Source organism: uncultured Sulfitobacter sp., from assembly GCF_947502895.1.
GTDB lineage: Bacteria > Pseudomonadota > Alphaproteobacteria > Rhodobacterales > Rhodobacteraceae > Sulfitobacter.
The window spans coordinates 773,692-796,050 of the sequence record NZ_CANNBM010000002.1; the positions used below are offsets into that span (position 1 = coordinate 773,692).

The 22,359-nt window shown below is 58.3% G+C and carries 26 protein-coding genes; 8 read left to right on the plus strand and 18 right to left on the minus strand.

The genetic code is table 11. The features are described from left to right. Positions 1-55: 55 nt before the first annotated feature. The 3 genes from Q0903_RS11775 to Q0903_RS11785 form a co-directional block, all read right to left on the minus strand. Entirely contained in the window at positions 56-778 is a 723-nt protein-coding gene (locus tag Q0903_RS11775; protein ID WP_299415464.1) for an autoinducer binding domain-containing protein, read from the minus strand. 370 nt (positions 779-1,148) lie between these two features. Next, positions 1,149-2,429: a crotonyl-CoA carboxylase/reductase gene (gene ccrA / locus Q0903_RS11780; protein ID WP_299028435.1), complete on the minus strand. Its 1,281-nt coding sequence runs from the start codon at positions 2,427-2,429 to the stop codon at positions 1,149-1,151. A gap of 110 nt (positions 2,430-2,539) precedes the next feature. Beyond that, the gene (locus tag Q0903_RS11785; protein ID WP_299415468.1) at positions 2,540-3,949 is read right to left on the minus strand and encodes a 1-acyl-sn-glycerol-3-phosphate acyltransferase; all 1,410 of its coding nucleotides are present in this window, start codon (positions 3,947-3,949) and stop codon (positions 2,540-2,542) included. A gap of 62 nt (positions 3,950-4,011) precedes the next feature. Here Q0903_RS11785 and Q0903_RS11790 point away from each other — a divergent pair, with 62 nt between their 5' ends. The 3 genes from Q0903_RS11790 to Q0903_RS11800 all read left to right on the plus strand — a co-directional run bounded on the left by Q0903_RS11790 (position 4,012) and on the right by Q0903_RS11800 (position 7,100). Next, positions 4,012-4,608, plus strand: coding sequence for a GNAT family N-acetyltransferase (locus tag Q0903_RS11790; RefSeq protein ID WP_366141495.1), 597 nt, complete (start codon positions 4,012-4,014; stop codon positions 4,606-4,608). A gap of 96 nt (positions 4,609-4,704) precedes the next feature. Then, entirely contained in the window at positions 4,705-6,675 is a 1,971-nt protein-coding gene (locus tag Q0903_RS11795) for a protein meaA (protein WP_299028429.1), read from the plus strand. Between the two features lie 83 nt (positions 6,676-6,758). Next, a complete protein-coding gene (locus Q0903_RS11800; protein WP_299415471.1) occupies positions 6,759-7,100 on the plus strand; it encodes an H-NS histone family protein in 342 nt (113 codons plus the stop codon). A 57-nt stretch (positions 7,101-7,157) separates the two neighbouring features. On the opposite strand, the gene Q0903_RS11805 is transcribed toward Q0903_RS11800, so the two are convergent. After that, positions 7,158-7,490 carry a hypothetical protein gene (locus tag Q0903_RS11805; protein ID WP_299415473.1) on the minus strand — a complete coding sequence of 111 codons (333 nt, stop codon included), beginning with the start codon at positions 7,488-7,490 and terminating at the stop codon, positions 7,158-7,160. A 160-nt stretch (positions 7,491-7,650) separates the two neighbouring features. Between Q0903_RS11805 and deoD the strand changes: the two genes are divergently transcribed. Then, positions 7,651-8,361: a purine-nucleoside phosphorylase gene (gene deoD, locus Q0903_RS11810; RefSeq protein WP_299415476.1), complete on the plus strand. Its 711-nt coding sequence runs from the start codon at positions 7,651-7,653 to the stop codon at positions 8,359-8,361. 49 nt (positions 8,362-8,410) lie between these two features. On the opposite strand, the gene Q0903_RS11815 is transcribed toward deoD, so the two are convergent. The 13 genes from Q0903_RS11815 to Q0903_RS11875 all read right to left on the minus strand — a co-directional run bounded on the left by Q0903_RS11815 (position 8,411) and on the right by Q0903_RS11875 (position 19,233). Beyond that, positions 8,411-9,253 (minus strand): DUF1989 domain-containing protein, encoded by an 843-nt coding sequence (locus Q0903_RS11815; RefSeq protein WP_299415478.1) that lies wholly within the window; start codon positions 9,251-9,253, stop codon positions 8,411-8,413. Further along, on the minus strand, positions 9,250-10,893 hold the full coding sequence (locus tag Q0903_RS11820) for an FAD-binding dehydrogenase (RefSeq protein ID WP_299415481.1): 1,644 nt from the start codon (positions 10,891-10,893) through the stop codon (positions 9,250-9,252). The genes Q0903_RS11815 and Q0903_RS11820 overlap by 4 nt, the downstream gene beginning before the upstream one ends. 72 nt (positions 10,894-10,965) lie before the next feature. Next, on the minus strand, positions 10,966-11,181 hold the full coding sequence (locus Q0903_RS11825) for a hypothetical protein (RefSeq protein WP_299415483.1): 216 nt from the start codon (positions 11,179-11,181) through the stop codon (positions 10,966-10,968). Then, on the minus strand, positions 11,181-11,972 hold the full coding sequence (locus Q0903_RS11830) for a DUF1963 domain-containing protein (RefSeq protein WP_299415486.1): 792 nt from the start codon (positions 11,970-11,972) through the stop codon (positions 11,181-11,183). Before Q0903_RS11830 ends, Q0903_RS11825 begins: the two co-directional genes overlap by 1 nt. A 9-nt stretch (positions 11,973-11,981) precedes the next feature. Next, entirely contained in the window at positions 11,982-12,761 is a 780-nt protein-coding gene (locus tag Q0903_RS11835) for a succinate dehydrogenase iron-sulfur subunit (protein WP_299028411.1), read from the minus strand. A gap of 57 nt (positions 12,762-12,818) precedes the next feature. Continuing rightward, complete coding sequence (locus Q0903_RS11840; protein ID WP_299028409.1) at positions 12,819-13,142, minus strand: hypothetical protein; 324 nt, start codon at positions 13,140-13,142, stop codon at positions 12,819-12,821. Then, entirely contained in the window at positions 13,139-14,035 is an 897-nt protein-coding gene (locus Q0903_RS11845; RefSeq protein WP_299415489.1) for a hypothetical protein, read from the minus strand. Before Q0903_RS11845 ends, Q0903_RS11840 begins: the two co-directional genes overlap by 4 nt. 2 nt (positions 14,036-14,037) lie before the next feature. After that, positions 14,038-15,843 carry a succinate dehydrogenase flavoprotein subunit gene (sdhA, locus tag Q0903_RS11850; RefSeq protein WP_299028403.1) on the minus strand — a complete coding sequence of 602 codons (1,806 nt, stop codon included), beginning with the start codon at positions 15,841-15,843 and terminating at the stop codon, positions 14,038-14,040. A 183-nt stretch (positions 15,844-16,026) separates the two neighbouring features. After that, positions 16,027-16,398, minus strand: coding sequence for a succinate dehydrogenase, hydrophobic membrane anchor protein (sdhD, locus tag Q0903_RS11855; RefSeq protein WP_299028400.1), 372 nt, complete (start codon positions 16,396-16,398; stop codon positions 16,027-16,029). Positions 16,399-16,408: 10 nt separating this feature from the next. Further along, entirely contained in the window at positions 16,409-16,792 is a 384-nt protein-coding gene (gene sdhC, locus Q0903_RS11860) for a succinate dehydrogenase, cytochrome b556 subunit (RefSeq protein WP_299415492.1), read from the minus strand. Between the two features lie 152 nt (positions 16,793-16,944). Continuing rightward, positions 16,945-17,607, minus strand: a complete 663-nt coding sequence (locus Q0903_RS11865; RefSeq protein ID WP_299415495.1) for a DUF1194 domain-containing protein — start codon at positions 17,605-17,607, stop codon at positions 16,945-16,947. Between the two features lie 124 nt (positions 17,608-17,731). Further along, positions 17,732-18,694, minus strand: a complete 963-nt coding sequence (gene mdh, locus Q0903_RS11870) for a malate dehydrogenase (RefSeq protein WP_299028391.1) — start codon at positions 18,692-18,694, stop codon at positions 17,732-17,734. A 107-nt stretch (positions 18,695-18,801) separates the two neighbouring features. Then, positions 18,802-19,233, minus strand: coding sequence for a PRC-barrel domain-containing protein (locus tag Q0903_RS11875; RefSeq protein WP_299415498.1), 432 nt, complete (start codon positions 19,231-19,233; stop codon positions 18,802-18,804). Between the two features lie 100 nt (positions 19,234-19,333). On the opposite strand from Q0903_RS11875, the gene Q0903_RS11880 reads away from it, so the two are divergent. Continuing rightward, entirely contained in the window at positions 19,334-20,089 is a 756-nt protein-coding gene (locus Q0903_RS11880) for a sulfite exporter TauE/SafE family protein (protein ID WP_299415500.1), read from the plus strand. A gap of 9 nt (positions 20,090-20,098) precedes the next feature. Here Q0903_RS11880 and Q0903_RS11885 read toward each other — a convergent pair whose 3' ends face one another. Continuing rightward, positions 20,099-20,431, minus strand: a complete 333-nt coding sequence (locus Q0903_RS11885) for a hypothetical protein (protein WP_299028384.1) — start codon at positions 20,429-20,431, stop codon at positions 20,099-20,101. 291 nt (positions 20,432-20,722) lie between these two features. Between Q0903_RS11885 and Q0903_RS11890 the strand changes: the two genes are divergently transcribed. Genes Q0903_RS11890 through Q0903_RS11900 form a run of 3 tightly spaced genes read left to right on the plus strand, consistent with a single transcriptional unit; the run spans position 20,723 to position 22,359 of the window. After that, entirely contained in the window at positions 20,723-21,580 is an 858-nt protein-coding gene (locus tag Q0903_RS11890) for a CoA ester lyase (protein WP_299415504.1), read from the plus strand. 4 nt (positions 21,581-21,584) lie between these two features. After that, a complete protein-coding gene (locus Q0903_RS11895) occupies positions 21,585-22,139 on the plus strand; it encodes an NnrU family protein (RefSeq protein WP_299028379.1) in 555 nt (184 codons plus the stop codon). Positions 22,140-22,155: 16 nt separating this feature from the next. Then, on the plus strand, positions 22,156-22,359 hold the full coding sequence (locus Q0903_RS11900) for a DUF1737 domain-containing protein (protein WP_267167720.1): 204 nt from the start codon (positions 22,156-22,158) through the stop codon (positions 22,357-22,359).

Genomic DNA, 22,359 nt, shown 5'->3' on the forward strand with positions numbered 1-22,359 from the left:
GCATAGTTAACGAACGCTGAAGGCAACGGTCAGCCCACGCAACACCGACAATCCGCTAGACGACGATCAAGCCACGGCTCATGGCGCGCGCAACCGCATGTGTGGTGTTGAGCGCCCCCAGCTTGAAACGCGCGCTCTCGATGTACACACGCAGGGTATGCTCGGAGATCGACAGCTTGTTGGCGACCTGTGCGCGGCTATATCCGATGGCCAGCAGCGTCATTGCATCCACTTCACGCGGCGAAAGGGCCTGCTGCTGCTCCGGTTGGCGATCAGGCTCAAACTCCAGCGCCTTTTCGTTGAAGTAATGCGCAATCAAGATCAAATCGCGGCGGTTGTCTTGGGTGAAGACCGCCCATTCTTCATCATCGCAACTGTGGTTTATTGTGAACAAGGCGAATTGCCCGCGCGGCCCGCGCACTGGCACCGAAAACCCCTGATTGCCCACACCATATTCGCCCGAGACACGCAGAAACTCCCGCGCAGCCTTACTCGACCAGTCCAGCCGCTTCCAATCTACAGGGTGGAAACGCTGGTAGCAGCCCTGAATAACAGGGTCGATCCGCAGATAGTTTTCTTGCAGGTACTTTTGCTGCCACTCATCCGAATAAGTTCCGCAGCCGTATTGGTCACCGCTCGAATCCACCCAGTGATACACCAGATGGTCCACGCGATAGTACTCTCTCAGCGCCTCGGAGACGCGTTGCATCCCGTCAAGCGTTGCCGCCTGTTCCAAGTCGGACAGGATGGCTTCCAGTTTGGTCTGTGTCCCCAGCATGTCCGCGTTTTGCAGACCTCTCGTCCCTTGTGGCGAACTCGGCCGTGGCTATCAGCGCAGCGTCGTCAAGTTGCTCTGCCAACTGCGGCAGATCATTGGCTTGGGCAAAACTGCGCAAATCGGCAAGAACGTCTAAAATCCAGTCATTTCGCACTTCGATGTTCCTCACTAAACCGTTAACAAAGGATTAATACAACCATAACATGTATTCATTCTCGACCTATAGTCACGAATTCCCCCTCCCCAGAAATGGTGAGGTCAACAATCCCAATCTATTGATCACATTAGTTCGGTTTCCAAAACGTAAACGCCCCGCGAACCATTAGGTGATTCGCGGGGCGTTGATTTGGGCCAAATGGCGGAGTGCGCGTTACTTTCGCGCTTCCAGTGCGTCTTCCAGCGTGCGCAGACCCGTTTTCGGCGCTTGGACAAGCACAGACATGTTGCCGGGTTTATGCTCGTTGCGCAGCATCTTCATGTGCGCTTCGGGCAGATCATTCCAAGAGAAAACCTCGGACATACAAGGATCGAGACGGCGCTCCAGCATCAGCTTGTTTGCCGCCGCTGCCTGCTTGAGGTGGGCAAAGTGGCTGCCCTGCAAACGCTTTTGGTGCATCCACATGTACCGGACGTCAAATGTGCAGTTAAAACCTGTTGTCCCCGCACAGATCACAACCATACCGCCCTTTTTCACCACCAGAGAGGAGACAGGGAAAGTGCTCTCACCCGGATGCTCGAACACCATGTCGACGCTCACACCCTTGCCTGTGATCTCCCAGATCGCCTTGCCAAAACGCCGCGCTTCTTTGAGCCAGACGTTATATTCTTCCGTGTTCACGGTGGGCATCTGGCCCCAGCAGGTGAAATCCCTGCGATTGATTACGCCCTTGGCGCCCAGATCCATCACAAACTGGCGTTTACTCTCGTCACTGATAACACCGATGGCATTCGCCCCCGCCGTATTAATCAACTGGATCGCATAGGAGCCCAGACCACCGGATGCGCCCCAGACAAGAACGTTCTGGCCGGGCTTCAGGTCATGAGGCTCGTGACCGAACAACATGCGGTAAGCAGTGGCCAGCGTCAGCGTGTAGCACGCACTCTCTTCCCATGTCAGGTGCTTGGGCCGTGGCATCAACTGCTGGCTTTGCACACGGGTAAACTGCGAGAACGAGCCATCCGGTGTTTCATAACCCCAAATCCGCTGGGTCGGCGAATACATCGGATCACCACCGTTACACTCTTCGTCGTCCCCATCGTCTTGGTTGCAGTGCACCACCACTTCGTCGCCCACTTTCCAGCGGGTCACGCGATCACCGACCGCCCAGACGATACCGGCAGCATCAGAGCCCGCGATATGGTAGGGCTGCTTGTGGCCGTCAAACGGACTGATTGGCGTACCAAGCGCAGCCCAGACACCATTATAGTTGACGCCTGCGGCCATCACCAGCACCAGCACGTCCTGACTGTCGAGCTCCGGCACATCTACAACTTCTTCCAGCATCGCAGTGTCGGGGTCGCCGTGACGTTCGCGGCGGATCGCCCATGCGTACATCTGCTTGGGCACATAGCCCATTGGGGGGATTTCCCCCATATCATACAGGTCTTTCTCGGGTGCATCATATTGCGCGATTGTTGTGTCCAGTGCCATGTCGCCCTCCTGCGGGAATAAGGATGCCGCAGTGCAGTACCGCGCGCTCTGAAGAGTGATTAAGCCCGCCTGCGCAACATTGCAACCTCTAGAGCGCCATTTTTGTAATTTTATGACCCAGCAGGTGCAGAAATTTCCTTTGCATCCGCAGCATTCAACGGCATACCGTCATCTGCAAGATAATGCGCAATTGAATTGGCGTAAAAAGACACAGCCGTCTGCTGCCCCTCCATCACGGCCCAGACCCCCTCGGATTGGGCAATAAGTCCGTGCTGCTGCATATGACGGCAGGCGCGCGCCACCTCTACAGACAGATCATCTTGCGCAACGGCCACGCTCTGCGCAGGCATCTGCGCCAGCAGCAAGGCAACCTCCGCCTCCAGTTCCATGACACCCAACGGCCCTTTGGCCCCCAAGGCGGTCGCCACCAAAGGCACGCCAAGGATCGGCATCACCGCCTCAATCCGCGCCATCAGATTGGTCGACAGCGCGTCCACATCCTCAACCTTGCCGTACGCGCGCAGGCTGACGGGATCGCCAAAAGCCACAGCAGCAGTGCCAAACCGCGTGTCATGCCCGCGCAGCCGCTGCCAGAATTTGCGCAGAATAAACGCCACCACAACCGAAATACGCGCGCCAAAACGGCGATCCCCGCGCGCATGGGCTGCCATCAGCACGCGGTCTTCCAACACGCGGTCATAGTTGATCGCCACAGGAACAAACACGATATCGCGTGGTCCATCCGGATCGAACCCGTCCACCAGATAGCTCAGCAATCCGACTTTGGGCGGCTGCAAACGGCCCGTCAGGCTCAACCCGCCTTCGGGGTAGAACGCCTGCGTGTCCCCCCCCAGCGTTGCCATCTGCACATAACGCGACAACACTTTGCGGTAGAGCGCACCGCGCGAGCGGCGGCGAATGAAATATGCACCCCACAACCGGATCAGCGATGACAACGGCCAAACCCGCGCCCATTCCCCCACCGCATAGCTAAGGGTCGAGGTCTTGGACGCCAGATACGTCACCAGCACATAATCCATGTTGCTGCGATGGTTCATCACAAAAACCGCAGTGGCATCGTCGGGGATATTGGCAAACACCACATCATTCTGCGGCGCCGTTCGGATACGGTACACAGCTTCGGCCAAAAACTTGGCAACCCGCATGGCAAAACTGAAATAGGCAAAGGCGCTAAAACTTGGAACAATCTCGCGCGCATATTCCTGCGCTTTCTGAAAGGCCACGTTCTCGGGGACGTTGTTCTTCTCCGCATAAAGCGCAATCTCACGCGACACTTCGGGATCATAGATCAGCCGCTGAATCATGTCATAACGCTGCGCCAGCTTGAACGGCTGAATAGGGCGTTTGAGGCGCTTGTTCAGGCGATCAACCGCCCGCTCGAACCGGCGGCGGAAAAACCAGCGCACCGAAGGCAGCAGAAAATGGCTAAGGGCCGTTACTGCGGCAAACAGCACGATCAATACAAAAAGCCAGAGCGGAAGCTGCACGGTCTGCGTCATAGCGCGCACCCTTGCAGTGCAGCCGCCCAAGGACAATAACCAAATCACAAGACGAAAGGGACATGATGCCGGAATTCACCATCTCGACAGGATTCAGCGATTCAGATCGCGCGGATGTCGCCCGTCTCTATTGGAACGCCTTTTCGTCAAAACTGGGCAAAATCCTCGGCCCCGATGCGCGCGCGCTGGCGTTCTTTGCCGACCTCGTATCGCCCGATTACGCCCTTGTCGCCCGCAATGGCAGCGGGGGCGTGATCGGCGTTGCAGGCTTCAAAACCGCCCAAGGCGCGCTGACGGGTGGCGGGATGCGCGATATCGCAAGGCACTACGGCTGGCTTGGTGCCTTGTGGCGTGGCCCCCTACTGGCCATGCTGGAGCGTGATATGGAGGCTGATACCCTGTTGATGGACGGCATCTGCGTCGATGCCAGCGCGCGGGGCATGGGCGTCGGGACCGCGCTGCTGCACAGCATCAAAGACGAGGCACGCAGCCGCAAGCTGACCCAAGTGCGCCTCGACGTGATCGACATCAACACCCGCGCCCGCGCACTCTATACCCGCGAAGGCTTTGTCGCGGGGCCACCCCAGCACCTTGGCCCGCTACGGTATCTGTTCGGCTTTTCCACAGCCACACCAATGACGTGGGCCGCAACACCCTGAGGATGCCGCAACGCAGCGAATTGACACTTGCCAAAAGTTTCTTATATCTACCCCGTAACGCAACAATATTGCAAAAACGATTCAGAGAGGCCCGCCATGACAGATGCCCAGACCAAAGACCGCCCTTGGCTCATTCGCACCTATGCGGGCCACTCCACCGCCAAAGCCAGCAATGAGCTTTATCGCAATAACCTTGCCAAAGGTCAGACAGGCCTTTCCGTTGCTTTCGATCTGCCAACCCAGACAGGCTATGACAGTGACCACATTCTGTCGCGCGGCGAAGTGGGCAAGGTGGGCGTACCCGTGGGGCACTTGGGCGACATGCGCGCGCTCTTTGACAATATCCCGCTTGAGCAGATGAACACCTCCATGACGATCAACGCAACAGCGCCTTGGCTGCTGTCGCTTTATATCGCAGTGGCCGAAGAGCAAGGCGCGGATGTGTCCAAACTGCAAGGCACCGTGCAAAATGACCTGATCAAGGAATACCTGTCACGCGGCACCTACATCTGCCCCCCTGCGCCCTCTCTCAAGATGATCGCGGACGTGGCCGAGTATTGCTATACCTCCGTGCCTAAGTGGAACCCGATGAATGTCTGTTCCTACCACCTGCAGGAAGCGGGCGCGACGCCCGAGCAGGAGCTGTCCTTTGCCCTTGCCACCGCCACTGCCGTTCTGGACCAGTTGCGCCCCCGCGTGGCAGAGGAAGATTTTCCCGCGCTCGTTGGCCGCATCTCGTTCTTTGTAAATGCCGGCATCCGTTTCGTGACCGAAATGTGCAAAATGCGCGCCTTCGTCGATCTGTGGGACGAGATTTGCGAAACCCGCTATGGCGTGACCGACCCCAAATACCGCCGCTTCCGCTATGGCGTGCAGGTAAACTCCCTCGGCCTCACGGAACAGCAGCCCGAAAACAACGTCTACCGCATCCTGATCGAAATGCTGGCAGTGACGCTCAGCAAAAAGGCCCGCGCGCGCGCCGTGCAATTGCCCGCATGGAACGAGGCCCTCGGCCTGCCGCGCCCATGGGACCAGCAATGGTCCATGCGGATGCAACAGATCCTTGCCTATGAAACCGATCTGCTGGAATTTGATGATCTGTTCGATGGCAACCCTGCCGTCGATGCAAAGGTCGAAGCGCTGAAGGAAGGCGCACGCGCCGAGCTTGCCCATATCGACAGCATGGGCGGCGCCATTGACGGCATCGACTACATGAAATCCCGCCTCGTCGACAGCAACGCCGAGCGTCTGGGCCGCATTGAAGCGGGTGAGACCATCGTCGTCGGTGTGAATAAATGGCAAAAGGGCGAAGCATCACCCCTGATGACAGGCGATGGCGGCATCATGACCGTCGATCCCGCTGTCGAAGCCGAGCAGATCGCCAGCCTGAATGCATGGCGTGCCCAGCGCAACGAGGGCGAAGTCAACGCCGCGCTCAAAGATCTGCGCGCCGCTGCTGCCGAAGGGCGCAACATCATGCCAGCCTCCATCGTCGCGGCCAAAGCGGGCGTCACCACAGGCGAGTGGGCCGAACAAATGCGCGCTGTACACGGCGAATACCGTGGCCCCACTGGTGTCGGCAAAGGCCGCAGCAACAAAACCGAAGGCCTTGACGATCTGCGCATGTCCGTCGATGCGGTCAGCGACCGTTTAGGCCGCCGCCTGAAATTCCTTGTGGGTAAACCCGGTCTGGACGGCCACTCAAACGGAGCCGAGCAAATCGCCGTTCGTGCACGTGATTGCGGCATGGACATCGCCTATGAAGGCATCCGCCTGACCCCTTCCGAAATTGTCGCTGCCGCGCAGAACGACGATGCACATGTTGTCGGCCTGTCCATTCTCTCTGGCTCGCATATCCCGCTGGTCGAAGATCTGATGGGCCAGATGCGAGAAGCTGGCCTTGGTCATATCCCCGTAATTGTCGGCGGCATTATTCCCGACGATGATGCAAAACGGCTTTTGGCAATGGGTGTCGCGCGGGTCTATACGCCCAAGGATTTCGAGCTGAATACAATCATGGCCGATATTGTCACCCTCGCTGACCCTGAGGCAGTTGCCGCAGAGTAAGCTTCCGGCCCATAAAAATAAGGCTGTAATTCATATTTAGTTCGGATAAAGGCAAATTAGTAGAATCAAGGAGCCTTTATCCGATGAATAATGATCTTAAATCAATGAGCCGCAAAGAGCTGGAAAAACTCTTGGCGGATGTGAAAAAAGCACTGCAAGCGGCACAGGCCCGCGACAGACGGAATGCACTTAAGGCGGCAGAGCGCGCAGCGGCAGAATTTGGCTTTACTCTCAATGAGTTGGACGATGAAAAGCCCGCGAAAAAAGCCAAGGTCAAAGGCCCGAAAAAGCCCGCTAAACCGTCCAAACCAAAATATGCAGACCCCGCCGATCCTGCCCGCACATGGACAGGAAAAGGTCGCCAGCCAAATTGGTTTCGCGCAGCGGTAGAAAAAGGAATCGATCCCGCAACGCTGGAGATTTAATCACCATTCTATTCACGCGGGAAAAGCGGCGGAATTCCGCTATTCCCGCGAGTACTCTCAAACAGCCAGTGCAGCACGCCCAAAAATAAATTTCCAGCGGCTGCCATCCTTCATCACGATCTCACCGCCTCCGGCACGCGGTGTTTCATATTTTGCTGTGCCTACACCCGTCAGACCGTTCGAACATGTCACAGGAAATGTGACCATCCGCGACTGTGATGCAGGGCGGTAGCGCCCCTGACACGTCGTCTTGCCGTTTGTTGCCTGAAACCAGCCACCTTCCAGAAATGTCGCATTGGCCGTGCCTTTGAATACCGTATTGCCCGGACCAACGACTGCTACCGGATGGCTGACGTCGCATGCCGCCAATACACCCATGACACCAGCCATAATAAAACTCATTAATCGCATCGTATTACCTTTTCGTTTTTTCTAATTCACCAAAAACCTATTGCGCGTAAAGACGCGAGTAAGGGAAACCGCCATTGGAACTTGCCCCCACTGCACAGGCTGGGCATCTTGGGACAAACCGAGCAAAAGGATTTTCCTCATGACCATTCATATTGGCGCTACCCCTGACCAGATCGCACAAACAGTTCTGATGCCGGGCGATCCATATCGCGCCCGCTGGGCCGCCGAGACCTTTCTGGAGGGTGCGGAACTGGTGAACGAAGTGCGCGGGATGCTGGGGTTTACGGGCACATGGCGCGGCCACCGTGTCACGATTCAAGGATCAGGCATGGGCATGCCCTCCCTCTCGATCTACGCGAATGAGTTGATCTCCAACTATGACGCCCAAACTCTGATCCGCATCGGCTCGTGCGGGGGCATGCAACCCCACGTCGGTATTCGCGATGTGATTATCGCCATGACAGCAACCACGATCACTTCGCCCTCCTCCGCCATTCTGCGCGAAATGAACTTTGCCCCCTGCGCCGATTGGGGCCTGCTGCGTGCCGCCGTTGCCGCCGCAGAGGCCAAGGGTACCACAACCCATGTAGGCGGCATTTATTCGTCAGATGTCTTTTATGCCGAACGTCCGGATCTGGATGAACAGATGGTGCGCCACGGCATCCTTGCCGTTGAGATGGAAGCAGCCGAACTCTATGCCCTTGCAGCCCGCCACAACTGCCGCGCGCTGGCCGTTCTGACAGTTTCAGATCATCTACAAACGGGCGAGGCGCTCCCATCGGACGAGCGCGAACGCTCGTTCGGGGAAATGGTCGAAATTGCACTGGAAGCGGCTTTTAATGAAGGCTGAGCGTGCCGTCAGGACGGGATTGAGTTTAAGGGAAAAATAAAGAAGCCGCTTATCCTCCGTGGCTGCGATCATATCCGTTTGGCGGCGGGCTTTGCCATGCTTTGATGCTCTTAGGGTCTGGTGCGTAGACCTCGACCAATAGCGGGTGGCATTGGGCGTGGTCCGAGGAGTGTACCGTACTGCAATCGCCACCAGGACAAGCACTCAGCGCGCCCAGCAGATCAATCTCGGCGAAAAATTCCAGCCTGTCACCGGGGCGCACGGGGCTGGCTTTCATGAAATATTGTCCCGTGTCGCGGGTAAAGCCTGTGCACATAAAGACGTTGAGCACATCATGCACATGCGGCTCTGCCTTAGCCAGAGACACACCGAGATGATCCGCCAAAGCGCGGGTTAGGTTGGAATGGCAGCAATGGTGGTATTGCCCGCCCGACAGAAGACTGTGCGTATAGGGATCGCAGCGTGTCCCGATCACATCATGGACCGAGCCGCCAAAACCGTCGATCCCGTACCATTCGAGGCTATCATACGTGATTGTTGCCATGGGCCGCAGCGCGGGAAAACCGGACCACATCCGCTGGCCGCGTGTGATATGGGTGCCGTGCAAGGCGCGCGTCTTGCCAGAGTAGAAACGCTCGCTCAGATCATTGGCGTTCCACAGGTTCAGATCACCGACTTGCGATCCTTCGATACTGGTGATCGAAAAGAAGTGCCCCGCCGGCACCGTAAAAGTGGCTGCATCGCGTGCAGGAACAATTACCTCGCCCGTTTTTTGCAAGGTCGCACGCGCCGCGTCCAGCATCGCCATATCGGGATTTGGCAGGGTCTCTACCGGATAGCAGATCACGGGAGGGATGCTGCGACGCGCATCCGCATCAATTGGAAGTGTCATGCGTTTTGCCCCGCGATTCGACCAGAAAACAGGCACCCGCCCAAAAAAGTACCTTCAAGCGCGTTATAGCCGTGATAGCCACCGCCGCCAAACCCTGCGGCCTCTCCAGCGGCGTAAAGCCCCTCCAGAACGGCGCCCTCGGAAGTCAGCACACGCGACTGAAGGTCGGTATGCAAACCACCCAGAGATTTACGGGTAATCACGTTCAGGCGCACCGCGATCAGCGGCCCATTGGTCTTGTCCAGTATCGCATGGGGCTTGGCCGTGCGGATCAGCTTGTCACCCTTGTAATTGCGCGCGCCCCGAATGGCAGTGATTTGTGCGTCCTTACAGAATGGATTGTCCAGTTGCAGATCGCGGGCACGGATCTGGGCGCGGATATGGTCCAGCCCTACAGGCGCATGCGGTGTGAGGTCGTTCATGCGGGCGACAAGCGTTTCCAGATCATCGGCAACAATGAAGTCCGCACCCTTTTCCTTGAATGCCTCTACAGCGGGTGTGGCCCCTTTGCCCAGACGCGCGCTCAGCACTTCGCGCCAGCCGCCGTCGGTCAGGTCGGCGTTTTGCTCGGACCCTGACAGAGCAAATTCCTTTTCGATGATCTTTTGCGTGAGGATGAACCAGCTATGCTCGCCCGCGCTCAAGATACGCTTCAGCGTGCCAAGCGTGTCAAAACCAGGCATGAACGGCGCTTCCATTCGGTCACCCTTGGCATCAAACCACATGGATGACGGGCCAGGCAGCACGCGGATGCCATGATTGGGCCAGATGGGGTCCCAATTTTGTAGCCCCTCGCAATAGTGCCACATGCGGTCCTCGTTGATCAGGCCAGCACCTGCTTTTGCAGCAATGCCATGCATCCGCCCATCGACATAGTCCGGCACACCTGCAACCATTACTTTAGGCGCGCGGCCCAGCCGCGCAGGCCAGTGTTTGCGCACCATCGAATGATTGCCCCCGATCCCACCGGTCGTCACAATCACCGCTTCGGCGCGTTGCTCGAACGCGCCTACCGCCTTGCGAGAGGTCGATTGCCCCCGCGCCGCGCGGGTATCTTCCAGAATATCGCCGCTCACGCCTTTGACCGTACCATGCTCCACGATCAGGCTGTTTACACGGTGGCGAAAGCCCATTTTCAGCCGCCCATCAGCCGCATAACGCACCATCAGATCGGCAAAGGGTTTAACCACGCCTGTGCCCGTGCCCCATGTGATGTGAAAACGCGGGACCGAATTGCCGTGCCCACCCGCCAGTTCACCACCCCGTTCGGCCCAGCCCACGACGGGAAACCAGCGCATGCCAAGACCGTGCAGCCAGCTGCGCATGTCACCGGCGGCAAATTCAACAAATTTCTCGGCCCAAGCGCGCGGGTTCGCATCCTCTTCGCGGTCGAACTGGGCCGATCCTTGCCAGTCACTCCATGCCAGTTCGGCACTGTCCTTGATGCCAAGGCGCCGCTGTTCGGGACTGTCCACCAGAAACAAGCCACCGAGCGACCAGAAGGCCTGACCGCCAAGGCTCTGTTGTGCTTCTTGATCCAACAACAAAACACGGCGTCCGCGCAGAATGGCCTCGTGTGCGGCGGTCATACCCGCCAGACCGGCCCCAACAATGATAATATCCGGTGAAAAATCGGTCATCCGCGCATCCCCTCAGTGGCTATCCATCACGCTACACGCAGCATGTCGGACCTGTCGAGCGTTACGCAAGGTCTATAGCGATGACTTGCCCAGCCCCTTCTTACAGCTGTCTGGCGGCCCCTTGCTGGCCGTGAACGCCTCTGCCCCGCAAGCAGCACAGCGGTACATGCGTAACGCGCCCTTGTTCCCCTGTGTATCCGCCCGCCAGCGGCATCCCCGCACAGCACGGTTTCGCCAAGCCAGATAGGCAACAACGCCAATGATGATCGGGGCAAGCAACAAGACCATCAGATACCCTGCACCTCTATCGCCCACAAATGCGGATTCTCCCGCGAACGCGCCAGAAACGCAGAGCCATTGTCGCCCCAGCCCTGCCAACCCGCCTGAGGCTCATTCGCGATCTGAAGCGCGTAGTCCCATGTGTGGTCGGTTTTGGTATAGTCCCACCACGGTTCAGACTGTGTGGTGCTGGGCCAGCCGCCAAGTTTGGTCTGATACACCCCATGCGCCCAGTCATAAGCGTAGACATCATTGACTTGGGTATCAACAACCGCGCCCGCAGTGTCATGATTGGCATAGTCCGGCGCGGTGCTACTCCATTCCCCCAATCGCGGGGACAATGGGCTTCTGTCGCCGTTCACCCGAGGGATCGTAAGCCCCTTGAGCGAGGGGTAACTGCGCAGCGCCCATGTGGCATCCACCTCGGGATCAGCCGCGTTGATAATACGCGTGGGGGTATGCGATGTCTCAGGCGCGATAAAGATCGTAATCAGCGCAAGATCACGCAGAGCTTTGGGCACCATTGGCGCAGCTTTGAGATTGATTTGGCACAGCGGCCACATCGGCACACCGGAATATTCAGGCCACGGCTCATCTTTGTAGGCCAAACGCACTGCGCCAAACATCGTCTCGAACGGGTCAATATTTGCAGGCTTGTCAAAAATCAGCGGCGCGCAGGGGCGGTGCAGCGCCCTTCTCAGCACCTCTTCGCCCAAGACACCTTGGGGCCTAAGCAGCGGCGGCGCGACCCTTTGCTGGGCCGCGCCGCTGCTTTTCTTCTTTTTGAACCAGCCGAACATGGCGGCTGCTTAGACGGTCCGCTCGACCATCAGTTTTTTGATCTGACTGATTGCCAGCGCAGGGTTCAGGCCCTTGGGGCATGTCTTGGCGCAGTTCATAATGGTATGGCAACGGTACAACTTGAAGGGATCTTCAAGCTCGTCCAAACGCTCCCCCGTGCCCTCGTCACGACTGTCGATGATCCAGCGGTAGGCGTGCAGCAGGGCTGCTGGCCCGAGGTAACGGTCGCCATTCCACCAATAGCTTGGGCAAGAGGTCGAGCAGCATGCGCACATGATGCACTCATAAAGACCATCCAGCTTTTCACGGTCATCAATGCTCTGCTTCCACTCTTTTGCTGGCGCAGGCGTATCCGTTTCGAGCCATGGCTTGATCGAGGCATGCTGCGCGTAAAAATGCGTGAGATCGGGGATCAAATCCTTGATCACGGGCATGTGCGGCAGCGGATAAATCTTCACCACACCTTTGACCTCGGCCATGCCGTAGGTGCATGCCAGCGTGTTGATCCCGTCGATGTTCATCGCGCAGGATCCGCAAATCCCCTCGCGGCACGAGCGGCGGAAGGTCAGGGTTGGGTCGATCTCGTTCTTGATTTTGATGATCGCGTCCAGAATCATCGGGCCACAATCGTCCAGATCGACAAAATACGTATCTACCGACGGGTTTTTTCCGTCATCAGGGTTCCAGCGATAGATGTGGAACTCCTTGAGGTTCGTCGCACCCTCTGGCTTGGGCCACGTTTTGCCGCTGGTCATTCGGGAGTTTTTGGGGAGCGTCAGTTGTACCATGAGCTGTTCCTTCTCTATCGGGTCGGGCGCGCAGGGGCGCGTATGTCTCGTTAATCTCTACAGGGTGAGCGGTGCGCGGTCGCGCAGGCAGGTCTGTGTTGCGGGGCGTGACAGAATGTTGCGCACCACTGCGACTGTATCATCGTCAATACCCACCAGCGATGCCTTGGCCAGCTCGCGCACTTCGACGGCTTGGGCATTGTCCACCACACAGCCGGTGAAGGCTTCGATCAGCGGCTTGGGCACCTGCGGGAAGTTGATTGCAATAACTTCGGTCACGGCTGATGTTGCCGCTTGCCGTCCGGTGCGGTCGGCTGCGGTCTGCACCTCGGCACAGGCGGTCAGGGCCAACAGGGCCGTTAAAATCGCTACTCGTATCATTGTGTTGCCTCTCTCGGCGGTAGGGTCATGCACAGCTTTGCGCCCTCGGCCAAAGTGGCCAAACGCTCTGCGTCTTGTTCAAAATGGGGGATCAGACGTTCCATAAAGCGCAGGTCATGCGCAGCAGTCCACAGCAGCACCTGATATTCGGGATCATCCGCCATGGCCGCGTCACGCGCGACACTGTCCAGATCATCGGCGGATTTGACCTTTTTCTGAAAGGACGATCCACCACCGTAACGCTGTACCTTGCCGCGGCCCAGATCGCGCTGCGGCAGGCCCAGTTTGCGCAAAATACCTGCGCGATACGCCTCGGAAAGCATCCAGTCGTCATAACAGATCGGCACAACGTCCTTGGGGCTGCCCACACGGTCCAGCCCCTGAATATAGGTCGCAAAGGCCAGCGTCATAATCCGCATCCGGTCCGTCGCGCCAAAACCTGTGTTCTTTTTGATCTTGGCCAGCAACGAGGCGGACCAGTTCAAAAAGCTGCGATAAATGATAACCTGATGGGTGAAATCACCGTCTTTCAGATAATTACTGGCCTTCTGCGGCTGCCCGTCGGGCTGTGGCATACGGTCTTCGTAAGACACGATTGCCATGGGCGTCCCACCGGCCTGCGAAATCCGTTCGGCCTCAGCGACGCCCACATGCGGGGTCACGTCCCGCGCAGCATCATAAACATCCAGAGAGCCATAGGCCCGCAGCGGGTTTTTGCCGAATTTGCAGTTGTTATAAAACACGCCGCCACTGGCCGCGTCAGGCGCGTTGCGCATCAGCCAGTCAATGATCGCGTGATTGCCCGAACGGCGCATCCCGAATACCTGAAGCGCGCAGACAGGGGAAAACCCCGCCTGCGGCCACGTATCAAGGCTCTGCGCCGCTTGGCCCATGCTTAGTAAACCCGTGCCTTCGGCGCGATTTTCTTCAGGTCGATGCCACCTTCGTTATGGCTGGTCAGCGGCTGCGTGTGCACCCCGCGGAAGCCGAGGCTCGCCTCGTTGCCTTTGAACCAGATCAGGCTGTGCTTGCGCCAGTTCTCGTCATCACGATCAGGGTAATCCTCATGCGCGTGGGCACCACGGCTTTCCTTGCGCGCCGCCGCTGCAGTGATGGTTGCCACCGCGTTCGGCATCAGGTTCGTCAGCTCCAGCGTTTCCATCAGGTCCGAATTCCAGACCAGCGAAGTATCAGTGACTTTCACGTCCGACATCTTGGCAGACACGCCCTTCATCTTCTCTTCGCCTTCAGCCAGCGTTTTGTCGGTGCGGAACACCGCAGCATCCGCCTGCATGGTCTGCTGCATCTCAAGGCGCAGCTCGGCTGTTGGCACGTGGCCTTTGGAATAGCGCAATCCGTCAAACCGGCTGAACGCAGCCTCGATCGAGCGTTTGCTGGGTGTCGGCACGGCCGATTTGGGGTCCACGATCTCGGCGGCGCGGATGGCCGCAGCACGGCCAAACACCACCAGATCGATCAGCGAGTTGGAGCCGAGACGGTTCGCACCATGCACCGAGGCACAGCCCGCCTCGCCCACAGCCATCAGGCCAGGTGAGACATTGTCAGGGTTGTCCTTGGTTGGTGCCAGCACTTCGCCCCAATAGTTCGTCGGAATACCGCCCATATTGTAATGCACTGTCGGCAGAACAGGGATCGGCTCTTTCGTCAGATCGACGCCCGCAAAGATGCGCGCGGATTCGGAAATGCCGGGCAAACGCAGGTCCAGCGTTTCGGGTGGCAGGTGGTTGAGGTGCAGGTGGATGTGATCCCCCTTCTCGCCCACGCCGCGCCCTTCGCGGATTTCCATGGTCATGCAGCGGCTGACAACGTCACGGCTGGCAAGGTCTTTATAGGTCGGCGCATAACGCTCCATAAACCGCTCGCCTTCGGAGTTGGTGAGATAGCCACCTTCGCCGCGCGCACCTTCGGTAATCAAACAGCCTGCGCCGTAAATGCCTGTCGGGTGAAACTGGACAAATTCCATATCCTGCAACGGCAGGCCTGCGCGTGCGGTCATGCCGCCGCCATCACCCGTACAGGTGTGGGCCGACGTCGCGCTGAAATACGCGCGGCCATAACCGCCTGTGGCCAGAACAACCATCTTGGCACTGAACAAGTGCATCGTGCCGTCATCCAGCTTCCAGCACAGCACGCCCTCACAGACGCCGTCATCAGACATGATCAGATCAATGGCGAAATATTCGATGTAGAATTCCGCGTTATGCTTCAGCGACTGGCCGTACAACGTGTGCAGGATCGCGTGGCCCGTGCGGTCAGCGGCAGCACAGGTACGCTGCACAGGGGGGCCTTCACCGAATTCTGTCGTGTGACCGCCAAAGGGGCGCTGGTAAATCTTGCCCTCTTCGGTGCGCGAGAAAGGTACACCGTAGTGCTCCAGCTCGTACACCGCTTTGGGCGCCTCGCGGGCGAGGTATTCCATCGCGTCCGTGTCGCCCAACCAGTCAGAGCCTTTGACCGTGTCATACATATGCCACTGCCAGTTATCAGGGCCCATGTTGCTCAGGCTCGCGGCGATGCCACCCTGCGCCGCAACGGTGTGCGAGCGTGTTGGAAACACCTTGGAGATACAGGCCGTGCGCAGCCCCTGCTCCGCCATGCCGAGCGTGGCGCGTAAACCCGCGCCGCCCGCGCCTACAACAACAACGTCGTATTCATGGGTTTCATAGTCATAAGCAGCCATATCGTGCCCTCTTCATGCTTGGGGTCTGTCCGGCAATCGTACTGGACCCTGTCTTTTTCACGCGACGCAACTGCGCCGGATTTGGAATTCCCTATCGGCAGAGCAACCCGCCTTTGATACACTAACTAGCATGGGCGGCAGCATCGCACAGTCAAAATTGCCACGCCATTTGTCGCATGCACCTTACAGCGCCAGCCGCGCAATCGCAAAAATACCTACCGCAGCAGCGCCATAGCTGATGCAGGTCATCACGATGATCGCCACCTTCTGGCTCAGCCCGTGCACATAGTCTTCCAACAGCGTCCGCACCCCGTCGTTGAAGTGCTTAAAGCTGATCAGTATCGTAAGCCCTGCAATGATAGCAGGGAACGGACGGCTGTAGTAGGCAACGATCTCTTCGTATGTACCGCCCAATGCTGCACCAAAGGTGAACACAAACAAAGGCAACAAGATCAGCAAAGCGACCGAGCTTACTGTCATTGACCAATGGTGCGCTGTGCCGCTCTTGGCCGAGCCAAGACCCATCGCGCGCTTGCGGTCTGTCATAAATGCCATGATGCTCTCCTTAAACCGCGATAACTGTGATCAGCGTCAGCAGCACAGAGCCACCGATGCAGGCCCAGCCCAACTTTTCAGCTGTCTGGATGTCCATCATTACTGCATTGTCCCAGATCAGATGCCGCACACCAGCCAGCGTGTGATACCACAAACCCAGCACCGAAAAGAACATGACCAGATCGCCGAACCAACTGGTCAGCAGACCATTCACAATCGCAAAATAGCTCTCGCCACTGGCTGCGGCCAGAAACCACCACACCACCAGCAAGGCCGTGATCAGCATCGCGTTGCCCGTGATCCGCGTCAGGATCGAAGTCATAGAGGTCAGCTGCGGGCGGTAGATCGTCAAATGAGGCGACAGGGGACGGTTGCCCCGGTTCACATCGGCCATATCAGGCTCCTTCTTGGCTACTTGTGTATACCCATAGCAAATTTTTCAGGTCTGTCACGGGGACAAGACAGGATAAGCGGCGCAGTTTGATCAAAATTAGCGAGAAAAGACCGATAGTAGCAATTTTGTGATCACAGCAGACCAGCCTGTGATCACGGGATGCCCAAACTGACCTGCCGCGTCGTCTCACGCTGCAATTTTCGACGGATCTGTGCGGGGTAATCCTCGAATCCATTCGCAGTGATCACAAATGCACCCTCCCCTGTAATCAGATGCTCAAAAAACCACGCTGTCAGGTCCGTCTCATCGGTTTCAATGGCCAGCGCGTTCACTGTAACCTCCGCCGCTTTCAACGCCGTGCGAAATGTCTGCGGTGCGGCCCCTTCATTTGAAATCCCGTCCCCCGAAACGTCAATCACCTTACGGCGGCAGTGCGGCACGGCCTCCAGCGCCTGTAAAGACAAATCCAGCGCCTCCCCAATCGCAGTTGAAAAATTGCGCCATACCCGCGGATCGGCCGCAATCTTATCCGCCAATCCAGCCACATCCGCTGCACTGCCAATCCCGTGCCACGGCACGGTCTGGCGCTGTCGCGTGCTGCCCGACCACTGGATCAATGTGACCTGCGCCCGCTGATCTATCAGCGCGTCCACAACCGTGCCATCGCGCAAGGCCGCCGCCAACCCGTCCATCTGCACGCGGTATTCCGCCGGATCAACCGAACCGGACACATCCACCGCCAACACCAGCGCCAGATCACAGGCAGGTGCAGCAACAGGCCAGAGGGCCATGAAAAGGGTGGGCAAAACACGCATAAGCCAAAGACTACAGCCTCAAATTGCAAATGCCACCTCACGTCTGCGTCACGCAAGCGCGGCGCTGAACGAAAAAGGGCGCGCCATTCCTGACGCGCCCTTCTCTAATTTTATCGCAACCAATTCAGGTCAGCGAATCGTCGATACCTTTGCACGCATCAACAAGGCCTTTGACCGCGTTGACCGAGCTGTCAAACATCGCCTGCTCGTCTTTGTTCATCGAAATCTCGACAACCTTTTCAACGCCGCCCGCACCGATCACTGTCGGCACACCGACGTAAAAACCGTTCAGGCCGTAGGCGCCGTCAACATAGGCCGCACAGGGCAGCACACGCTTTTGGTCTTTCAGATAGGCTTCTGCCATCTCGATCGCCGAGGTCGCAGGCGCATAAAAGGCAGAACCTGTTTTCAACAGACCAACGATCTCGGCACCGCCATCACGGGTGCGCTGCACGATCGCGTCCAGTTTTTCTTGGCTGGTCCAGCCCATTTTCACCATGTCGGGCAGCGGGATACCCGCAACGGTAGAATAGCGCGTCAGGGGTACCATCGTATCACCATGACCGCCTAGCACGAATGCCGTCACATCGCGCATGGATACGTTGAACTCTTCCGCGAGGAAGTGACGGAAGCGTGCCGAATCAAGCACACCCGCCATGCCGCAGACTTTCTCGTGGGGCAGCCCCGAGAATTCGCGCAGCGCCCAAACCATCGCGTCAAGCGGGTTGGTGATGCAGATGACGAATGCGTCAGGCGCATGGGCGGCAATGCCCTCGCCGACAGATTTCATAACCTTGAGGTTGATGCCCAGCAGGTCATCACGGCTCATCCCCGGCTTGCGCGCGACACCGGCAGTCACGATGCAGACGTCCGCACCAGCGATATCGGCGTAATCGGAGGTGCCGGACATCGCGACGTCAAACCCCTCGGAGGGGCCGGATTCGGCGATATCAAGGGCTTTGCCCTGCGGCAGACCATCCGCGATGTCGAACATCACGACATCACCCAGTTCTTTGACAGCGGCGAGATGGGCCAGCGTGCCACCAATGTTACCCGCGCCGATCAGCGCAATTTTGGCTCGTGCCATTTTGCAGTACTCCATGAGGTTTGCGTTGGCGGCGGCTTAAACCCATCCGCACATTCATGCAAGTTGCAGTTGGCTCAACTTGGCCGCACCCTCGCGCGCACGGATCGCTATTCAATATCGAACTTGTTGAATCTGCGCGCATCATCCAGAGTTTCCTCGTAGGTATAGATGACAAAATATTTGTCGCCGCGCACATCCGTCACCACAGACAGGCCGTCCATATCCGCAGTCACTTCACGGTCTGCCAGCCCCCAGAAACCGCCCACACTCATTACAATCGCCTCAACGGTGCCGTCCGTGTTGATCATTACGTCCTTGATCCGCGCAATCCTCTCGAAACGGTTGGCCCCCGCCAGCGCCATGGGCGTGTCCGTGTTCGGACGGCCACGGAAATTATAGACAGGCTCCCCGATCATATCACGCACCAGCAGGCTGGCCTCGCTCATTTTAACGACACCCACCTGCGTTTGCATGGATTGCGCAGCCACAGCCCCGCCAAGTGAGATCATCAAAGCGGAGGCGGCGAGCAGTGTTTTCATCGGGCGTGTCCTTTGGCATTGTAAATTCAGGGGAAAGCCTGTGATAGGCGTTCTGTCTGATGTAGACGTAAACATTGTACGGCAATTTCAAGAGGCACCGATGCTCATTCTCGATCTTTGGTTCTTTGCCATTGCCGGACCGGCGGTTTTATTCGCTGGCGTGTCCAAGGGCGGTTTCGGCTCGGGTGCTGCTTTTGCTTCTGCCTCTGTGCTTGCACTTGTGGTCGATCCAGGGTTGGCACTGGGAGTCATGCTGCCGCTTTTGATGTTGATAGATGTCGCATCGCTCAGACCCTATTGGGGCCGCTGGCATCTGCGCGAGGCGCTGCTAATCATCGCAGGCGGCCTGCCTGGTGTGGCGCTTGGTGCCGCACTCTACCGTGTGGCCTCTCCCGATCTGTTGCGCCTGTTGATCGGGCTTGTGTCAGTAGGGTTTGTGGTTTGGCAAATATCGCTCAGACGCGGCTGGCTGCGGATCGGGGCGCGCAAAATGCCTGATGGCGCAGGGCTGGTTGCCGGTTTGGCCGTCGGGTTCACCAGCTTTGTCAGTCACGCCGGAGGCCCGCCTGCTGCAGTGTTTCTGCTGTCGCGCGGATTGGGCAAGACGGGGTATCAGGCCACGTCAGTGCTGATCTTCTGGGCGATCAACATCGCCAAGTTTATTCCTTATGCCTTTCTCGGCATGTTCACGCTCGAAACAGCCCAAGCCAACCTTTTGCTCGCACCTTTTGCGCTGGCAGGCGCATGGCTTGGCGTGCGCGCCCACAACCTTGTGCCCGAGCGCGCGTTTTTCGCCCTCACCTATGTTCTGCTCACAGTAACAGGGTTCAAGCTGATATGGGACGGGCTGACATAGCCAGCAGACTCAGGCGTCATTGCCCTTTGTCGGCAGGGCCTCGGCCACTTCCTCGAACGACTGGCCCGACGCAACAAGGCAGCTCACGCCCGTGGGCATTGTCACCAGAATGGTCCAGCTGCCCGTCTCTTCGCTCGCAAACACCTCGACCATCGCGTTGTTGGACCCGATGCCAACCGATTGCCGCGTCTCGCCATACCCTTCGGCCAGACGCTCTACCACTGCGTCGCGCGGGCCGCAGTTGCGCTGCGATTGCGCGGCCACTTGCGACGTTGTCGCCAGATAAACCACCGCCGCTGCGGTCAGTGCGGCAAGGTGAAGAAATTTTGCTGTACGTGTCATATCAAAGCCCTTCGTGTAAGAGGTATACAGCCACCGGACTGCCCCCTGATCCATAACGCCGCAGCAGCCTCATCACGGGGGCCTGATCAGGCCCGGGCGATCTTTTCGCGACATCTGCAACTCCTCTTGATCCTGCCGCATAAGGGCTGAAAACGGCGTTAACGCCGCGTCCGTTGCCCGTTGCGTGGCAATTTTTGCTGCACTGCGGCGCGATTGGGGTTGAAGTTTACCGCCAAAAATGGCCCTGTGCGCGCAACATTATTGCGTCAAACTGTGTTCAGGAGCCTGCCCATGCCATCTCTCGCCCGTCCCCTGCGGTCCGTTCTTTATATCCCCGGCTCCAAACCCCGCGCCTTGGACAAGGCCCGCGGCCTGCCCGCAGATGCGATCATCTTCGATCTCGAAGACGCCGTAATCCCCGAGGAAAAAGAGACCGCGCGCGCCACACTGGCCGAAGCCTTGGCCACTGGTGGCTATGGCAGCCGCATGAAAATCATCCGCATCAATGGTCTAGACACCCAATGGGGCGCCGATGATGCAAAAGCCGCCAAAGAAATGGGCGCAGACGCGATCTTGCTGCCCAAGGTCAACAGCCCCGCAGATCTGGACGCGCTGGCCGCCATCACAGGCGATACCCCGCTCTGGGCGATGATGGAAACGCCGCTGGGGATGCTGGGTGCGGCCCAAATTGCGGCCCACCCGTTGCTGCAAGGCATGGTCATGGGCACCAATGATCTGGCCAAAGACCTGCAAACACGCTTTCGCGCCGACCGGCTGCCGATGATGGCAGGGCTGGGCCTTTGCTTGCTGGCAGGCAAGGCGCATGGTGTGGCACTCATCGACGGCGTCTATAACGCGTTCAAAGATGATGAGGGGCTGCGCCACGAATGTGACCAAGGCCGCGACATGGGCTTTGACGGCAAAACCCTGATCCACCCCGCCCAGCTGGATGTGGCCAACGATGCCTTTTCGCCTTCCGAGGCCGAGGTCGAGCTGGCCCGCCGCCAGATCGCCGCATTCGAGGAATGCGAGGCCACAGGCCAAGGCGTCGCGGTTGTCGATGGCAAGATCGTAGAGAATCTACACGTTGCAACTGCCCGCGAAACACTGGCAAAGCTGGATGCAATCGCAGCCCTCGCTACGGAGTAGCCCCATGACCCTTCTTATCCTCGGCATGATCCTCTGGATCGCCGCCCACTATTTCAAACGCTTCCTGCCCGCCCAGCGCGAGGCGATGGGCAACGCAGGCAAAGGGATCGTCGCGGCAGCCATCGTCGCCTCGCTGATCCTCATCATTATCGGCTACCGTGGCGCAGACTTTATTCCCGTCTGGAACCCGCCAGCCTTCCTGACAGGCATCAACAACCTCGCCATGCTGCTGGCGCTTTGGGTCTATGGCTCTTCTGCGGCCAAAGGGGCCAAAGCGTGGCCCGCATACAAAACCCGCCACCCGCAACTGCTCGCCGTAAAGATCTGGGCAGCGGCACACCTGCTGGTGAATGGCGATCTGGCCTCGATCATCCTGTTCGGCGGGATGCTGGCGTGGGCTGTAGGCTCTGTGATCCTGATCAACCGTGCTGAGCCCGACTGGACACCACCCGCCCCCGCAGGCCGCAGCACCTATACCCGCCTCGCCGTGATTACCTTTGTCATGCTGGTCGTCATCAGCGGCATCCACTACGCGCTCGGCGTCTCACCTTTTTCCTGAACCTACGGACATTCCCATGAAACTCTACCGTTTCCTGTCGGAGGAAGACACCTCCGCCTTTTGCCACAAAGTCACCGATGCCCTCAACAAAGGCTGGGAGCTCTATGGCTCTCCCACCCAGACATGGGACCACGCCGCAGGCGTCATGCGCTGCGGCCAGTCGGTCGTAAAAGAGGTCGAAGGCACCTATACACCCGACACGAAACTGGGAGCACACTAG

Bases quoted from the DNA above. Each gene is read 5' to 3' on its own strand.
- Q0903_RS11775 (WP_299415464.1), bottom strand. From the start codon at position 778: ATGCTGGGGACACAGACCAAACTGGAAGCCATCCTGTCCGACTTGGAA.
- ccrA (WP_299028435.1), bottom strand. From the start codon at position 2,429: ATGGCACTGGACACAACAATCGCGCAATATGATGCACCCGAGAAAGAC.
- Q0903_RS11785 (WP_299415468.1), bottom strand. From the start codon at position 3,949: ATGACGCAGACCGTGCAGCTTCCGCTCTGGCTTTTTGTATTGATCGTG.
- Q0903_RS11790 (WP_366141495.1), top strand. From the start codon at position 4,012: ATGATGCCGGAATTCACCATCTCGACAGGATTCAGCGATTCAGATCGC.
- Q0903_RS11795 (WP_299028429.1), top strand. From the start codon at position 4,705: ATGACAGATGCCCAGACCAAAGACCGCCCTTGGCTCATTCGCACCTAT.
- Q0903_RS11800 (WP_299415471.1), top strand. From the start codon at position 6,759: ATGAATAATGATCTTAAATCAATGAGCCGCAAAGAGCTGGAAAAACTC.
- Q0903_RS11805 (WP_299415473.1), bottom strand. From the start codon at position 7,490: ATGGCTGGTGTCATGGGTGTATTGGCGGCATGCGACGTCAGCCATCCG.
- deoD (WP_299415476.1), top strand. From the start codon at position 7,651: ATGACCATTCATATTGGCGCTACCCCTGACCAGATCGCACAAACAGTT.
- Q0903_RS11815 (WP_299415478.1), bottom strand. From the start codon at position 9,253: ATGACACTTCCAATTGATGCGGATGCGCGTCGCAGCATCCCTCCCGTG.
- Q0903_RS11820 (WP_299415481.1), bottom strand. From the start codon at position 10,893: ATGACCGATTTTTCACCGGATATTATCATTGTTGGGGCCGGTCTGGCG.
- Q0903_RS11825 (WP_299415483.1), bottom strand. From the start codon at position 11,181: ATGGTCTTGTTGCTTGCCCCGATCATCATTGGCGTTGTTGCCTATCTG.
- Q0903_RS11830 (WP_299415486.1), bottom strand. From the start codon at position 11,972: ATGTTCGGCTGGTTCAAAAAGAAGAAAAGCAGCGGCGCGGCCCAGCAA.
- Q0903_RS11835 (WP_299028411.1), bottom strand. From the start codon at position 12,761: ATGGTACAACTGACGCTCCCCAAAAACTCCCGAATGACCAGCGGCAAA.
- Q0903_RS11840 (WP_299028409.1), bottom strand. From the start codon at position 13,142: ATGATACGAGTAGCGATTTTAACGGCCCTGTTGGCCCTGACCGCCTGT.
- Q0903_RS11845 (WP_299415489.1), bottom strand. From the start codon at position 14,035: ATGGGCCAAGCGGCGCAGAGCCTTGATACGTGGCCGCAGGCGGGGTTT.
- sdhA (WP_299028403.1), bottom strand. From the start codon at position 15,843: ATGGCTGCTTATGACTATGAAACCCATGAATACGACGTTGTTGTTGTA.
- sdhD (WP_299028400.1), bottom strand. From the start codon at position 16,398: ATGGCATTTATGACAGACCGCAAGCGCGCGATGGGTCTTGGCTCGGCC.
- sdhC (WP_299415492.1), bottom strand. From the start codon at position 16,792: ATGGCCGATGTGAACCGGGGCAACCGTCCCCTGTCGCCTCATTTGACG.
- Q0903_RS11865 (WP_299415495.1), bottom strand. From the start codon at position 17,607: ATGCGTGTTTTGCCCACCCTTTTCATGGCCCTCTGGCCTGTTGCTGCA.
- mdh (WP_299028391.1), bottom strand. From the start codon at position 18,694: ATGGCACGAGCCAAAATTGCGCTGATCGGCGCGGGTAACATTGGTGGC.
- Q0903_RS11875 (WP_299415498.1), bottom strand. From the start codon at position 19,233: ATGAAAACACTGCTCGCCGCCTCCGCTTTGATGATCTCACTTGGCGGG.
- Q0903_RS11880 (WP_299415500.1), top strand. From the start codon at position 19,334: ATGCTCATTCTCGATCTTTGGTTCTTTGCCATTGCCGGACCGGCGGTT.
- Q0903_RS11885 (WP_299028384.1), bottom strand. From the start codon at position 20,431: ATGACACGTACAGCAAAATTTCTTCACCTTGCCGCACTGACCGCAGCG.
- Q0903_RS11890 (WP_299415504.1), top strand. From the start codon at position 20,723: ATGCCATCTCTCGCCCGTCCCCTGCGGTCCGTTCTTTATATCCCCGGC.
- Q0903_RS11895 (WP_299028379.1), top strand. From the start codon at position 21,585: ATGACCCTTCTTATCCTCGGCATGATCCTCTGGATCGCCGCCCACTAT.
- Q0903_RS11900 (WP_267167720.1), top strand. From the start codon at position 22,156: ATGAAACTCTACCGTTTCCTGTCGGAGGAAGACACCTCCGCCTTTTGC.